This window comes from Camelimonas abortus (genome assembly GCF_042432745.1).
Lineage (GTDB): Bacteria > Pseudomonadota > Alphaproteobacteria > Rhizobiales > Beijerinckiaceae > Camelimonas > Camelimonas abortus.
This window is the reverse complement of record NZ_JBHLWR010000006.1, coordinates 2,820,685-2,834,857: the sequence shown is the minus strand read 5'-3', so window position 1 is coordinate 2,834,857 and position 14,173 is coordinate 2,820,685. Positions and strand designations below refer to the sequence as shown.

10 protein-coding genes are annotated in these 14,173 nt (G+C 71.9%); 7 read left to right on the top strand and 3 right to left on the bottom strand.

The features are described 5' to 3' along the window. Window positions 1–509: 509 nt before the first annotated feature. Window positions 510–2,420: a DNA primase gene (gene dnaG, locus ACFFJB_RS14560; RefSeq protein ID WP_376832430.1), complete on the bottom strand. Its 1,911-nt coding sequence runs from the start codon at window positions 2,418–2,420 to the stop codon at window positions 510–512. Window positions 2,421–2,565: 145 nt separating this feature from the next. Continuing rightward, window positions 2,566–3,021 (bottom strand): GatB/YqeY domain-containing protein, encoded by a 456-nt coding sequence (locus tag ACFFJB_RS14555; protein WP_376832427.1) that lies wholly within the window; start codon window positions 3,019–3,021, stop codon window positions 2,566–2,568. Between the two features lie 181 nt (window positions 3,022–3,202). Between ACFFJB_RS14555 and carA the strand changes: the two genes are divergently transcribed. Then, entirely contained in the window at window positions 3,203–4,408 is a 1,206-nt protein-coding gene (carA, locus tag ACFFJB_RS14550; protein ID WP_376832425.1) for a glutamine-hydrolyzing carbamoyl-phosphate synthase small subunit, read from the top strand. A gap of 99 nt (window positions 4,409–4,507) precedes the next feature. On the opposite strand, the gene ACFFJB_RS14545 is transcribed toward carA, so the two are convergent. Then, on the bottom strand, window positions 4,508–5,089 hold the full coding sequence (locus ACFFJB_RS14545; protein WP_376832423.1) for an HdeD family acid-resistance protein: 582 nt from the start codon (window positions 5,087–5,089) through the stop codon (window positions 4,508–4,510). Window positions 5,090–5,578: 489 nt separating this feature from the next. Between ACFFJB_RS14545 and carB the strand changes: the two genes are divergently transcribed. From carB to ACFFJB_RS14515, 6 genes are all read left to right on the top strand, one after another. After that, window positions 5,579–8,902, top strand: coding sequence for a carbamoyl-phosphate synthase large subunit (gene carB / locus ACFFJB_RS14540; protein ID WP_376832421.1), 3,324 nt, complete (start codon window positions 5,579–5,581; stop codon window positions 8,900–8,902). A gap of 458 nt (window positions 8,903–9,360) precedes the next feature. Then, complete coding sequence (gene greA, locus ACFFJB_RS14535; RefSeq protein WP_376832419.1) at window positions 9,361–9,834, top strand: transcription elongation factor GreA; 474 nt, start codon at window positions 9,361–9,363, stop codon at window positions 9,832–9,834. Window positions 9,835–10,073: 239 nt separating this feature from the next. Beyond that, window positions 10,074–10,634: a hypothetical protein gene (locus ACFFJB_RS14530; RefSeq protein WP_376832418.1), complete on the top strand. Its 561-nt coding sequence runs from the start codon at window positions 10,074–10,076 to the stop codon at window positions 10,632–10,634. A 150-nt stretch (window positions 10,635–10,784) separates the two neighbouring features. Beyond that, entirely contained in the window at window positions 10,785–11,750 is a 966-nt protein-coding gene (locus ACFFJB_RS14525) for a mitochondrial fission ELM1 family protein (RefSeq protein ID WP_376832416.1), read from the top strand. A 196-nt stretch (window positions 11,751–11,946) separates the two neighbouring features. Continuing rightward, on the top strand, window positions 11,947–12,924 hold the full coding sequence (gene trxB, locus ACFFJB_RS14520) for a thioredoxin-disulfide reductase (RefSeq protein WP_376832414.1): 978 nt from the start codon (window positions 11,947–11,949) through the stop codon (window positions 12,922–12,924). A 192-nt stretch (window positions 12,925–13,116) separates the two neighbouring features. Further along, a complete protein-coding gene (locus tag ACFFJB_RS14515; RefSeq protein ID WP_376832412.1) occupies window positions 13,117–14,007 on the top strand; it encodes a LysR substrate-binding domain-containing protein in 891 nt (296 codons plus the stop codon). The last annotated feature ends 166 nt before the right edge of the window (window positions 14,008–14,173 follow it).

Genomic DNA, 14,173 nt, shown 5'->3' with positions numbered 1-14,173 from the left:
GCAGCGCCGCCCGAAGGTCCGGCCGCGCGCCGCTTCGCCGGAGCCGGCAGCCGGTCTCCTGGAGCCGGCCGCAGGTCCTGCCCCGGACAGCCCCGCCCCCCGGACAGCGAAAAAATCCGCGCCGGCCCGACCGTCGCGAACCAGCCCGCTTTCCCCGCTCCCCGCCAGTCCTTCCGCCCGCGCGACGCGCGACGCCACCCGCGTTCCGCAACGGACGACGGACGTTCATGCGCCGGCCGGCGGCAAATGTCGAATCAGGCGCTGGCTGCTATCCGGCAATTTTACCAGATGGCGACGTATGACGCACAATCGCCAGCGGCGGACCACGCCCGCGCGCGGCGCCCGCAGCATGGCGCGAACGCCTTCCCGGATGGTTAATCCGGCCCGGGATGGTTAATCCGGCGCGCCCGCGCGTCGCGCGGCTCCTGCTGCCTGGGCCGCCTTGCGCCCGGGGGGGGCGGCGCCCGCATGGGGCGCGCGGTCCGCCGTCGCCAGGGCGCCGTCATGGCTCAGTTCCGGTCCCAGTCGTCGGACCGGGCTTCGGCTCCCTCCAGACTGTCCAGCCTCATTTTCACGTCGCACAGCCAGCTGAAGTTCGCTTCGGTCTGCTCTTCGGCGAAGGCCTGCTGCGCGGCGGCCAGCTCGTTATGTAGGGCGCCGGCGCGGCTTTGCAAGGTCATGGCCTGGCGCAGCATTTCGGTTACGGCGGGCATGGCGGCGTCCTCCGCCAGCGCCCATGCGGCGCCCGCCGCCATGCGCCGGCTGAGGGCGGGCAGACGCTCCGCCAGGCCGGCGGCGCGCACCGCCGCGCGCAGCGCCGCCGGATCGGCCGGGTCGACGTCCGGCCGCGCCAGGCAGTCGAGCAGCGCCCGGGCGGCGCGGCGCGCCTCCGGGCCGCGGAACTCCACGCCGGCGAGCTGCTCGCCGAAATCCGCCAGCAGGGCCGGATGGGCGACGAGCAGCGCCACGATCAGCATCTCGCGCGGATATTCGGCTGCGCCGGCCAGGGCGGCGCCGGCGGGCAGCGCCGCGCCGGGCGCCGCGGCCCCGCGCCCGCCGGCGCGCGACGGCCCGCCCCGTCCCGCTCCGCGCCCGGCCTGCGCCGGCCAGCCCTCGCGTCGGCCGCCACGGGGGGCGGAGGGCGTCAGCGCCGCCACCCGCGCCCCGATCTCGGCGCGATAGTGCCGGCGCAGGGTTTCGTCGCGGATGCGCGCCGCCGCCTCGCGCAGGCGGTGCTCCAGCGTGGCGCGGCCCTCGGGGGTGTCGAGGGCCAGCCCCGCGGTCTCGCGCGCCCACAGCATGTCGATCATCGGCATGGCGGCGCCGAGGGCGGTCCGCACCGCCTCCGGCCCGCCATGGCGCAGCAGGTCGTCCGGGTCCTGCCCTTCCGGCAGCAGCACGAAGCTGACGCTCTTGCCCGGAACCAGCAGCGGCAGGGCCACGTCGAGGGCGCGGAAGGCGGCGCGCCGCCCGGCGCCGTCGCCGTCAAAGCACAGCGACACCGTGTCGGCCGAGCGCCACAGCAGGGCCAGCTGGTCGGCGGTGAGCGCCGTGCCCAGCGGGGCCACCGCCTGGGGCAGGCCGGCCATGTCGAGGGCGATGACGTCGACATAACCCTCCACCACGTAAATGGCGGCGGGGCCCCGGGCGGCGGCGCCGTGCAGCGCCTTGCGGGCGTGATGCAGGTTGTAGAGCAGCGCGCCCTTGTGAAACAGCGGCGTCTCGGGCGAGTTCAGATATTTGGGCTGCACGTCCGGCGCCATGGCCCGCCCGCCGAACGCCACCGGCCGGCCGCGCGGGTCGCAGATGGGAAAGATCACCCGGTCGCGGAAACGGTCGTAGGGCGCGGGGATGTCGGCGCCGGCGACCAGCAGCCCGGCCTCGACCATCAGCTCGACGGAGACGCCCTTCGCGGCGAGGGCGTTCTGCAGCTCGTGGCGGCCGGCGGGGGCGTAGCCGATGCGGAAGCGGCGGCGCGCCTCCGGCCCCACGCCGCGCCCGTCCAGATAGGCGCGCGCCCGGGCGCCGCGCGGCGAAGCCAGCTCCTCCTCGAACCAGCGGGCGGCCAGCTCCACCACCTCATGCAGGCCCTGGCGGCGGCGCTCGCGGCGCGCCTCCCCGGGCGTTTCGCGCGGCAGCGTCACCCCGGCCTCGGCGGCGAGGCGCTCCACCGCCTCGGCGAAGGTGAGGCCCTCCGTCTCCATGACGAAGGTGAAGATGTCGCCGTTGCGCCCGGAGGAGAAATCGAAATAGCGCTGCTTGTCGTCGTTGACGAAGAAGGACGGGGTCTTTTCGGCGTTGAAGGGCGACAGCCCCTTCCATTCGCGCCCGGCCCGCGTGAGGCGCACGCGCCGGCCCACCACCGCCGAGACCGGCAGGCGCGCCCTGATTTCATCCAGAACGGACGGTGGAAAACGCATCGGCCTGTCGCGAAAGCAGCGTCCGCGCCATGGCGGCGCGGACTCGGTCGTTCCCGTCGCATTATAGGCGCCGCCCGCGCCCACGCCACGGGCCGGGTCCGGGCGGCCGCCGGCGACGCGGGCCAGGCCCGCGCGCCGGCGCTGCTCAGCCGCCGAGGGCGGCCTTCACCACGGCGCTGGCCTCGGCGAAGTTCATCTGGCCGGCGTATCGGGCCTTCAGGGCGGCCACCACCTTGCCCATGTCCTTCATGGAGGCGGCGCCGACCTCGGCGATGGCGGCCTTCACCGCCTGCTCGATGGCGGCGGCGTCCATCTGCGCCGGCATGAAGCTCTCCAGCACGGCGATTTCGGCGCGCTCGGCGGCGGCCAGATCGTCGCGGCCGGCCTTCGCGTAGATGTCGGCGGATTCGCGCCGCTGCTTCACCATCTTTTGCAGCAGGGCGAGAATCTCCTGGTCCTGGAGCTGGTCGCGCCCCTCGCCGCGCGCGGCGATGTCCTGGTCCTTCACCGCTGCGATAATGAGGCGCACGGCCGCCAGCCTGGCCTTGTCGCCGGCGCGCATGGCCTCTTTCTGGGCGGTGGCGAAAGCCTCGCGCAACATGTTCGTCTCTCCGCTGGTTGAGCCGTGATCGTTGACGGCCGCGGACGCTCACCCTAAGTGTCCGCGTAATGTGATGACGCCGCCGGCGCGCCCCGGGCCGCGCCGGGCCCGCCACGGCCGGCGGCGACGGATGCGGCCGGCGCGCGCCGCAGGAAACCCCGGACTTAGGACAATGGCGACCATGCTTCAAGACAGCACGCAGCAGCCGGCAGGCTGGAGCGAACCCACGGCCACCGCGCTGCTGGTTCTCGCGGACGGAACCGTCATCGAAGGTTCTGGCATCGGCGCCGAAGGCAAGCGCGCGGGCGAGGTCTGCTTCAACACCGCCATGACCGGTTATGAGGAGATCATCACCGATCCTTCCTACGCCGGCCAGATCATCACCTTCACATTTCCGCACATCGGCAATGTCGGCGTCAACGACGAGGACATCGAGGCGCTGAACGCCGCCTCGGGCGCCGGCGCGGTGGGCGTGGTGGTGCACGCCGACATCACCGGGCCGGCCAACTGGCGCGCCTCGCGCCACCTCAACGACTGGCTGAAGGCGCGCGGCGTGGTGGGCATCGCCGGCGTGGACACCCGCGCCCTCGCCGCCATGACGCGCGAGCGCGGCATGCAGAACGCCATCCTCGTCCACGCGCCGGACGGCCGGTTCGACGTGGAGGCGCTGAAGCGCGAGGCCGCGGCCCTGCCCTCCATGGCCGGCCTTGACCTCACCGGCGAGGTCAGCGCCGCCCAGCGCATGGAATGGACCGAGGGCGTGTGGACCCTCGGCTCCGGCTACGGCCGGCCCGAACAGCACAAATATCACATCGTCGCCATGGACTTCGGCGTGAAGCGCAACATCCTGCGCCTGTTCGCCGACCGCGGCTGCAAGGTGACGGTGGTTCCGGGCCGCGCCTCGCTGGAGGAGATCCTCGCCCTGAAGCCCGACGGCGTGTTCATCTCCAACGGCCCGGGCGACCCGGCCGCCACCTGCGAGTGGGCGGCGCCGGTCATCGCCGGCCTCGTCGAGCGGCGCGTGCCCACCTTCGGCATCTGCCTCGGCCACCAGATGCTGGCCATCGCCCTCGGCGGCAGGACGGTGAAGATGACCCAGGGTCATCACGGCGCCAACCATCCGGTGCAGGATCTGGAGACGAAGAAGGTCGAGATCGTCTCCATGAACCACGGCTTCGCCGTCGATCCGGCCTCGCTGCCGCCGAACGTAAAGGAAACCCACCGCTCGCTGTTCGACGGCTCCAACTGCGGCATCGCCGTCACCGACCGGCCGGCCTTCTCGGTGCAGCACCATCCGGAGGCGTCGCCCGGCCCGCAGGACAGCCACTACCTGTTCGACCGCTTCCTCGCCATGATCGACGGCGAGCGCGCCCGCAGGCAGGGGTGAGGCGCCGGCCGCGACGGGCAGCGAACGCTACGCAACAGAACGCCGCCGGCGCGGGGCCCGCGCCGGCGGCGTCGTTTTGGGGATGACGGCCAGGCGCCGTCAGGCCTTGCGGGCGGCCAGCGCCAGGGCGATGAAGGCCACCCCCTGCGACACCAGCTCGATGGCCACGAACAGGCCCAGCACCCACACGCCCGAGGCCGGCCACTCGGCGAAGATCATCACGCCGAGGATGATAGACAGCACGCCGGACACCGCCGCCAGCGCCCAGCCGGGCGCCGGCCGCGCCTGGAAGCCCATGATGATGCGCAGCACGCCCACCGCCACCAGCGCCGCGGCGATGACCAGCGTGATCGACAGCGCCCCCAGCGCCGGATTGATGACCAGCACGCCGCCGGCGATGATGTAGAGCACGGCGATGAGCAGGTGCAGGGCGAAGGAGCCCCAGGTCTTTTCGCTGAACGCGTCGACGATCTGGGCGCCGCCGCCGATCATCAGCAGCGCGCCGAACCACCACACCGTCACCAGGGTGAGGCCCGGCAGCATCACGAAGCCGATCACGCCCAGCACGGTGAGCAGAATTCCCAGGGCCAGCAGCCAGCCCCACCTGTCGCGCAGCCGCCTGCGCAGCCCGTCAAAATCCGGAACGCCCGCTCCGCCCGCCGGCTTCTGTGTTTCGGTCATGCTCTCCGCCCTCCACGTGAGACGCGCCCGCCGCCCCGGCGGCCCCACGCTGCGACATGGTGAAGCCGCCGCGTCGCAAAGGCGCGTCATCCAGGCACTTTTCGCAGCAATTTCGGCGGATGCAACCGTATGCGCCTGAAAAATTTCAGAGGAAACGTCGCGCAGGGCCGCACGGCCCGGCGAAAGGGCGCCGCGCGGGCGGCGCGTCGGGCCTTCCCTACCACGCGGATATCGTTTAAACGAACTCGATCCCGGGCCCGGCGCTTGCAGCAGCCGCCATCCAGCCCTGCGGCGCACCAGCAAGGACGCATCACACGGCGGCTGTCGACGTAGCGGCCTTTTTTTGTGCGCGAGGCCAGGGATCAGACGCACGACCGCCACGCCGCGCGCGCCGGTTTCCCCGGCCGGCGCGCACGCAGGCGGTCGCCTCCACGTATGGCGACGCGGCGCCGTCCGGCGGCCGCCCGCCAGGCTGACAAAGCGGACCCGATGCCCAAACGCACTGACATCTCCACGATCCTGATCATCGGCGCCGGCCCCATCGTCATCGGGCAGGCCTGCGAGTTCGACTATTCGGGAACGCAGGCATGCAAGGCGCTGAAGGAAGAGGGCTACCGCATCGTTCTGGTGAACTCCAATCCGGCGACCATCATGACGGACCCGGATCTGGCGCACGCCACCTACATCGAGCCGATCACGCCCGAGGTCGTGGCGAAGATCATCGAGAAGGAGCGCCACGTGGTTCCGGGCGGCTTCGCCCTGCTGCCCACCATGGGCGGCCAGACGGCGCTGAACTGCGCCCTCTCGCTGCAGCGCATGGGCGTGCTGGAGAAGTTCGACGTGGAGATGATCGGCGCCACCGCCGACGCCATCGACAAGGCCGAGGACCGCGAGCGCTTCCGCGAGGCGATGAAGAAAATCGGCCTCGAGACGCCCAAGTCCCACCACGTCAAGTCGCTGGCCGCGGCGCTGGAGGCGCTGGAGGACATCGGCCTGCCGGCCATCATCCGCCCCTCCTTCACCCTGGGCGGCACCGGAGGCGGCATCGCCTACAACAAGGCCGAGTTCATCGACATCGTGGAGCGCGGCCTCGACGCCTCGCCCACCAGCGAGGTGCTGGTGGAGGAGAGCGTGCTCGGCTGGAAGGAGTACGAGATGGAGGTGGTCCGCGACCGTGCGGACAACTGCATCATCGTCTGCTCCATCGAGAACATCGACCCGATGGGCGTGCACACCGGCGATTCGATCACCGTCGCCCCGGCGCTGACGCTCACCGACAAGGAATACCAGATCATGCGCGACGCCTCGATCGCGGTGCTGCGCGAGATCGGCGTCGAGACCGGCGGCTCCAACGTGCAGTTCGCCGTGAACCCGGCCAACGGCCGCATGATCGTCATCGAGATGAACCCGCGCGTGTCGCGCTCCTCGGCGCTGGCGTCGAAGGCCACCGGCTTCCCCATCGCCAAGGTCGCCGCGCGCCTGGCCGTGGGCTACACCCTCGACGAGATCGCCAACGACATCACCGGCGGCGCAACCCCGGCCTCGTTCGAGCCGGCCATCGACTACGTGGTCACCAAGATCCCGCGTTTCGCCTTCGAGAAGTTCCCGGGCGCCGACAACACCCTCACCACCGCCATGAAGTCGGTGGGCGAGGCCATGGCCATCGGCCGCACCTTCCAGGAAAGCCTGCAGAAAGCGCTGCGCTCGCTGGAGACGGGCCTCAGCGGCCTCAACGAGATCCAGATCCCCGGCCTTGGCGAAGGCGACGACAAGAACGCGGTGCGCGCCGCCCTCGGCACGCCGACGCCGGACCGCCTGCTGGTGGTGGCCCAGGCGCTGCGCCTCGGCTTCGACGAGAAGACCATCCACGACGCCTGCAAGATCGATCCGTGGTTCATCGCCCAGATCAGGGGCATCGTCGACATGGAGGCGCGGGTGCGCGCCCACGGCCTGCCCGCCACGCCGGGTGCCTTCCGCAAGCTCAAGGCCATGGGCTTCTCCGACGCCCGCCTCGCCATCCTCGCCGGCCTCACCGAGGCCGAGGTGACGAAGCGGCGCCGCGAGCTGGGCGTGCGGCCGGTGTACAAGCGCATCGACACCTGCGCCGCCGAGTTCGCCTCTCCCACCGCCTACATGTACTCCACCTACGCCGCCCCGTTCGGCGGCGCGCCGGTGTGCGAGGCCGCCCCGAGCGACCGCAGGAAGGTGGCGATTCTGGGCGGCGGCCCCAACCGAATCGGCCAGGGCATCGAGTTCGACTACTGCTGCTGCCACGCCGCCTTCGCGCTGGAGGAGGCCGGGTACGAGACCATCATGGTCAACTGCAACCCGGAGACCGTCTCCACCGACTATGACACCTCGGACCGCCTCTATTTCGAGCCGCTGACCGCCGAGGACGTGACCGAGATCCTCGAGCTGGAGCGCAGCAGGGGCGCGCTGCACGGCGTCATCGTGCAGTTCGGCGGCCAGACGCCGCTGAAGCTGGCCAACGCCCTGGAGCAGGCCGGCGTCCCGATCCTCGGCACCTCGCCGGACATGATCGACCTCGCCGAGGACCGCGACCGCTTCAAGCGCCTGCTCGACAGGCTCGGCCTGAAGCAGCCGGACAACGGCATCGCCTATTCGGTGGAGCAGGCGCGGCTGGTGGCCTCCGAGCTCGGCTTCCCGCTGGTGGTGCGCCCCTCCTACGTGCTGGGCGGCCGCGCCATGGCCATCCTGCGCGACGAGTCGCAGCTGGACGACTACCTGTTCGGCACCCTGCCCGAGCTGGTGCCGCAGGAGATCCGCGCCCGCTACCCCAACGACAAGACCGGCCAGATCAACACCCTGCTCGGCAAGAACGCCCTGCTGTTCGACAGCTACCTCTCCGACGCGGTGGAGGTGGACGTCGACGCCCTCGCCGACGGCGAGGACGTGTTCGTGTGCGGCATCATGGAGCACATCGAGGAGGCGGGCATCCACTCCGGCGACAGCGCCTGCTCGCTGCCGCCGCGCTCGCTGTCGCCGGCGACCATCGCCGAGCTGGAGCGCCAGACGGCGCTGCTGGCGAAGAACCTCCATGTCGGCGGACTCATGAACGTGCAGTTCGCCATCAAGGACGGCGTGATCTACCTGCTCGAGGTCAACCCGCGCGCCTCGCGCACGGTGCCGTTCGTGGCCAAGGTGATCGGCACGCCGATCGCCAAGATCGCGGCGCGGGTGATGGCCGGCGAGAAGCTCGCCGACTTCGGCCTGAAGAAGCGCGAGCTGAAGCACATCGGCGTGAAGGAGTCGGTGTTCCCCTTCGCCCGCTTCCCGGGCGTGGACATCGTGCTCGGTCCGGAGATGCGCTCCACCGGCGAGGTGATGGGCCTCGACACCGACTTCGGCGTTGCCTTCGCCAAGAGCCAGCTCGGCGGCGGCACCTCGGTGCCCACCTCCGGCACGGTGTTCGTCTCGGTGCGCGACGACGACAAGGAGCGCATCCTGCCCACCATGCGCCTGCTGGTGGAGATGGGCTTCAAGGTCACCGCCACCTCCGGCACCCAGCGGTTCCTCGCCGCCCACGGCGTGCCGTGCTCCCGCATCAACAAGGTGCTGGAGGGGCGCCCGCACGTGGTGGACGCCATCAAGAACGGCGAGATCCAGCTGGTGTTCAACACCACGGAAGGCGCCCAGGCGCTGCGCGACTCGCGCTCGCTGCGCCGCGCCGCCCTGCTGGCCAAGGTGCCCTATTACACCACCCTCGCCGGCGCCATCGCCTCGGCGGAGGGCATCAAGGCCTACCGCAGCGGCGACCTGAAGGTGCGCTCGCTGCAGGAGTACTTCAGCTGAAGCTCCGCCGCGGCTGACGGGCCGGGCAGGCCGCCGCCGGCGCGCTCCGGCGGCGCCCCTCCCTGGGGAAAGCGGGGAAGCCCCGGCGCCCCGCGCCTGCGACCTGCTGACGCCCTCGCCGGCGTTTGGGCCGGCTCCGCCTGCGTCCGGACAGCGGCGGCGCTGCGGCGAAGCCGGCCGTCCGGACCAGGGGCTTGAAGCGCGGGCCGGTCCGGGGCACTCTGTCCGCAGGATTCCTGAGCAATGGTTCTGCGCCCCGCCCGGCATGGTCGGGGCGTATGCTTGTCGCCTGCCCCCGGCGCTCCTCCGTCGCCCGGGGCGGGGGCTGGCGCTGACGCCCAGGCCAGCAGCGGCGTCACACGGCGCCAGGACAGTCACGATTCATGGCCGCGGCGCCCGCCGGGCCACGCAAAGGGCCCGCCGCGTCGCGGGCCCGACCGCTACCAACGGGTGGATTGATGGAAAAGGTTCCAATCACGACCAGAGGCTATGCCGCGCTCGAACAGGAGCTGAAGCATCGCCAGCAGGTGGAACGCCAGCGGATCATCACGGCGATCGCCGAGGCGCGCGCGCTCGGCGACCTGTCGGAGAACGCCGAATACCACGCCGCCAAGGAAGCGCAGAGCCTCAACGAGGGCCGCATCCTCGAACTCGAGGGCCTGATCTCGCGCGCGGAGGTGATCGACCCGTCCCGGATGAGCGGCGACCGGGTGAAGTTCGGCGCCACGGTGACGCTGGTCGACGAGGAGACCGAGGAGGAGAAGACCTACCAGATCGTCGGCGAGCCCGAGGCGGACGTCTCCCAGGGCCGGGTGTCGATCAAGTCGCCCATCGCCCGGGCGCTGATCGGCAAGGGCGTCGGCGACACCATCGAGGTCAACGCCCCCGGCGGCGGCCGCACCTACGAGATCGTCGAGATCGTCTACCGCTGACGGCGCCGCCCGCCGCGCTCCGCGACACGGCCCGCCCGGCGCCGCCCGGGCGGGCTTTTGTTTGCAGGCGCAGGTCGCGCCGCACATGCCGTCACGGCGGCGCGTCCCCGGCCGCCTGTCCCCTCCCGCCGCCGGCGCGCCTGACGTGCGCTGGCGCACGCGACGGCCGCCGGCCGCTACCTATCTCCGGGGCAGATGGTGCGCCGCCCGACGCGGGCGCAGATTTCCCAGGGAACACCATGTCCATTCCGCCAGCCTTCCGTCTGCGGACGTCCGCGCTCGCCGGCGTCGCAGGCGCTCTCGCCATTGGCGCGCTGACCTCCGGCGCGCTGCTTCCCGCCTCCCGGGCGCAGGACGCGTCCGCAGCCGGCGCGGACGGCGCGCCGCGCTTCGCCGCCATCCGCGTCGACACCTCCCCCCTCGGCCCCGAGCTCTATCCGCCCACGGGCGAGCGCCTGCGCGCGATCGTCGCCGGCGAACTGGCCAGACGGGTGACGGTGACCCCGGACGCCCCTGGCGCGCCGGCGCTGGTGGTGCGCGTCACCCGGGTGAACATCTCCCCGGAGGCGCCGCGCGACGCCGCGCCCACCGCCACCACCGGCGTGCTGGAAGACCATATGGACGGCGAGACCCTGGTGGTCGCGCCGGATGGCGCCGTGCGCCAGCGCTTTCCGGTGACGGTGTCGGTTCCGGCGCAGCCCTACCAGGGCGAGCCGGGGGTGGAGGCGGATTTCGCGCGTCTCACCCGGCTGGCGGAATCCTACGCCGCCTGGAGCGCCCGCTTTCTCGGGGGGAAGTGACCCGGCGGCGTCCGGATCCGCGCCCGCCGGCGGCCGTGGCGGCCGGTTGACACCCCCCGGCGCCGCCTGTACCCCCGGGCAGGCGCGACAACAGGCATGGGCGACGGCATGGGCGTTGCGAATGCGGCTGGCCTCCGCTCGGCATGGGCGTTGAGCGACGGCAAGGCCGGAGACGAGCTGCAGTGCGTCGCGGTGATCGAGGCCCTTGGCCTGACGCCGGAGATCCGCCGCGTCAGCCCCCGGCCGCCGTTCGTGTGGTTCATGCCGTGGGGGCCCATCAGCCCGGCCGAGGCGCCGGGGCGGCCCGGCAGCCCCATCGCCGGCCCGTTTCCTGATCTCGTGGTGGCCTCCGGCCGGCGGTCCGTGGCCTATCTGCGCGCCATCCGCCGCCATTCCGGCGGGCGCGTCTTCACGGTGTTCCTGAAGGATCCGCGCACCGGCCCAGGCGCGGCCGACTTCATCTGGGCGCCCGAACATGACCGCCTGCGCGGCCCCAACGTGCTGGTCACGCTGACGCCGCCGCACCGGCTCTCGGCGGAGCGCCTCGCCGCGGCGCGGGCCATGCCGCCGCCGGAGCTCGCCGCGCTGCCGGCGCCGCGCGTGGCGGTGCTGCTCGGCGGCGACAGCCGCCGCCACCATTTCCCGCCGGAGGCGATCGCGACGCTGGCGGCGCGGCTGGATCGGCTCGCCGCGGAGGGCGCCGCGCTGATGATCACCCCCTCGCGCCGCACGCCGCCGGCGCTGGCCGGGGCGGCGCGGGACATCGTCCGCCGGCGCGGCGGCTATTTCTGGGACGGCGCCGGCGAAAATCCCTACGTGGCCATGATGGCGCTGGCCGACGCGGTGGTGGTGACCACCGATTCCATGAACATGACCGGCGAGGCGGCGGCGACCGGCCGGCCGGTGCTGACCTTCTCCCCCTCGCCGGACGACGCCCGCACCCGCCATCTGCTGGACGGGCTGAAAGCGCTGGGGATAGCGCACGAATTCACCGGAACGCTTGCAGGGAGCGCATACCCCCCCCTAAACTCGACGCCGCTGATCGCTGACGCAATCATGCAGGCGATTCTGCAGCGGCGTCGCGCGCGCGGCGACGGCCCTGGCGACCCGCAGTGACGTCGCGTCGCGGCGCGGCGCCGGTCCGGCGGAGCCTCGCGGGCGCGGCCGCCGGCGGTTTCACCGGTTATCCCGGCGGTCATCTTGCGCGCGGCGGCGTTCGCCGCCAGAACACCTGAGCGGCGGCCGCGCCGCAGCGCCGCCCTGCGGCCTGCGGCAAGGGCCCGGCGGACATGAGGACACGTCAGACGCAGCCATGGCGACACGACACACCAGACTTCTGATCATCGGCTCGGGACCGGCGGGCTACACCACGGCCATCTACGCCGCCCGCGCCATGATGAAGCCTGTGCTGATCACCGGCTACCAGCAGGGCGGCCAGCTCACCATCACCACCGACGTGGAGAACTACCCCGGCTTCGCCGAACCGGTGCAGGGGCCGTGGCTGATGGAGCAGATGCGCTCCCAGGCGGAGCACGTGGGCGCCGCGCTGGTCTCCGATTACGTCACCGCCGTGGACCTGTCGCGGCGGCCGTTCACGGTGACCTGCGACAGCGGCGACGTCTACTCCTGCGACGCGCTGGTGATCGCCACCGGCGCCCAGGCGCAGTGGCTGGGCCTGCCTTCGGAGCAGGCCTTCCAGGGCTTTGGCGTCTCCGCCTGCGCCACCTGCGACGGCTTCTTCTTCCGCGACCGCAAGGTGATCGTGGTGGGCGGCGGCAACACCGCGGTCGAGGAGGCGCTGTATCTGGCGGGCATCGCCGCCCATGTGACGCTGGCGCACCGCCGCGACAGCCTGCGCGCCGAGCGCATCCTGCAGGAGCGGCTGTTCGCCCATCCGAAGATCAGCGTGATGTGGGACACGGTGGTGGAGGAGATCTGCGGCGGCCAGAACCCGCCGGCCGTCACCCATGTGAGGCTGCGCAACGTCCGCACGGGCGCGGTCAGCGAGGAGCCGGCGGACGGCGTGTTCATCGCCATCGGCCACAAGCCGGCGAGCGGGCTGTTTGAGGGCCAGCTGCGGATGAAGCCCGGCGGCTATATCTGGACCGCGCCGGATTCCACCGCCACCAGCGTGCCCGGCGTGTTCGCGGCCGGCGACGTCGCCGACGACGTGTTCCGCCAGGCGGTGACGGCCGCGGGCATGGGCTGCATGGCCGCGCTGGAGGCGGAGCGCTGGCTGGCCGCGCAGGAGGCCGCCGGGACGACCCCGGCCCCGGCCGCGGCGCCGTGAACGCCCCCGCGGCGCGCTCGCGCGCGGCGGGACCCTGGCGCGACGCAGGACGCGCCATCACATTCATGCGCAGCGTTTCGCGTCGCGCATGGCCATGTCGCGCCGCGGCGCGCCATGCAGGCCGGAACGCGCAGCCGCCTCGGCGGACATAATGACGGCGCGCCGGCGTCTTGAGGGAACGGGAACGCCATCATGGACTGGGACAAGATCAGGATCTTCTATACCGTGGCCGAAGCCGGCAGCTTCACCCGCGCCGGCGACGAGCTGGGGCTGAGCCAGTCGGCGGTGAGCCGCCAGGTCAGCGCCCTGGAGCGGGAGCTGAAGGCACCGCTGTTTCACCGCCACGCGCGCGGCCTCATCCTCACCGAGCAGGGCGAGCTGCTGTTCCGCACCGCGCGCGAGATGACCATGCGCCTCGACGCCACGCGGGCGCGGCTCACCGACTCGCGCGAGCGCCCCTCCGGCGAGCTCAAGGTCACGACCACCCTCGGTCTCGGCTCCGCCTGGCTGACGCCGCGGCTCGGCGAGTTCCTCGACCTCTATCCGGACATCCGCATCGAGCTCATCCTCACCGACGAGGAGCTCGACCTCTCCATGCGCGAGGCGGACATCGCCCTGCGCCTGCGCCAGCCGGTGCAGGCCGACCTGATCCAGCGCCGGCTGTTCACCGTGCACTTCCACATTTACGCCTCGCAGGAATACGCCAAGCGGCACGGCCTGCCCGAGACCGTGGAGGACATTGACCGCCACCGCATCCTCTGTTACGGCGGCTCGGTGCCGCCCTTCCTCGTCTCGGCCCACTATCTGGCCACCGCCGGGCGCGACCCCAAGGACCCGCGCCCCTATCACATGGTGATCAACAACATCACCGCCCTGAAGCGCGCCGTTGACATGGGCATCGGCATCGCCGTGCTGCCGGACTATCTGGTGGAGCCAACTTCGGGCCTCGTGCAGGTGCTGCCCGCCAACGAGCTGCCTGCCCTCGACTCCTATCTGGTCTATCCGGAGGAGATGAAGTCGGTGGCGCGCGTGCAGGTGTTCCGCGACTTCCTCATCAGCAAGGCGCAGCGCTGGGCCTACTGAAGCGGCCCGGCGCGGCCCGCGCCCCGCCGGCGCCCCGCCGGCCGCGGCCGCTCACGCCGCTGCGGGATTACATGCGCGCCTCGCATGTCCTGCGCACGCAACTGGCCGCGCCATGAATGTAATTCCTGGACTAAACGGACGTTTTTCTGCAGGGACGCTCGCGATT

Excerpts from the sequence above, each read along its gene's own strand:
- ACFFJB_RS14530 (WP_376832418.1), top strand. The coding sequence starts at position 10,074 with ATGTCCATTCCGCCAGCCTTCCGTCTGCGGACGTCCGCGCTCGCCGGC.
- dnaG (WP_376832430.1), bottom strand. The coding sequence starts at position 2,420 with ATGCGTTTTCCACCGTCCGTTCTGGATGAAATCAGGGCGCGCCTGCCG.
- trxB (WP_376832414.1), top strand. The coding sequence starts at position 11,947 with ATGGCGACACGACACACCAGACTTCTGATCATCGGCTCGGGACCGGCG.
- carA (WP_376832425.1), top strand. The coding sequence starts at position 3,203 with ATGCTTCAAGACAGCACGCAGCAGCCGGCAGGCTGGAGCGAACCCACG.
- carB (WP_376832421.1), top strand. The coding sequence starts at position 5,579 with ATGCCCAAACGCACTGACATCTCCACGATCCTGATCATCGGCGCCGGC.
- greA (WP_376832419.1), top strand. The coding sequence starts at position 9,361 with ATGGAAAAGGTTCCAATCACGACCAGAGGCTATGCCGCGCTCGAACAG.
- ACFFJB_RS14545 (WP_376832423.1), bottom strand. The coding sequence starts at position 5,089 with ATGACCGAAACACAGAAGCCGGCGGGCGGAGCGGGCGTTCCGGATTTT.
- ACFFJB_RS14555 (WP_376832427.1), bottom strand. The coding sequence starts at position 3,021 with ATGTTGCGCGAGGCTTTCGCCACCGCCCAGAAAGAGGCCATGCGCGCC.
- ACFFJB_RS14515 (WP_376832412.1), top strand. The coding sequence starts at position 13,117 with ATGGACTGGGACAAGATCAGGATCTTCTATACCGTGGCCGAAGCCGGC.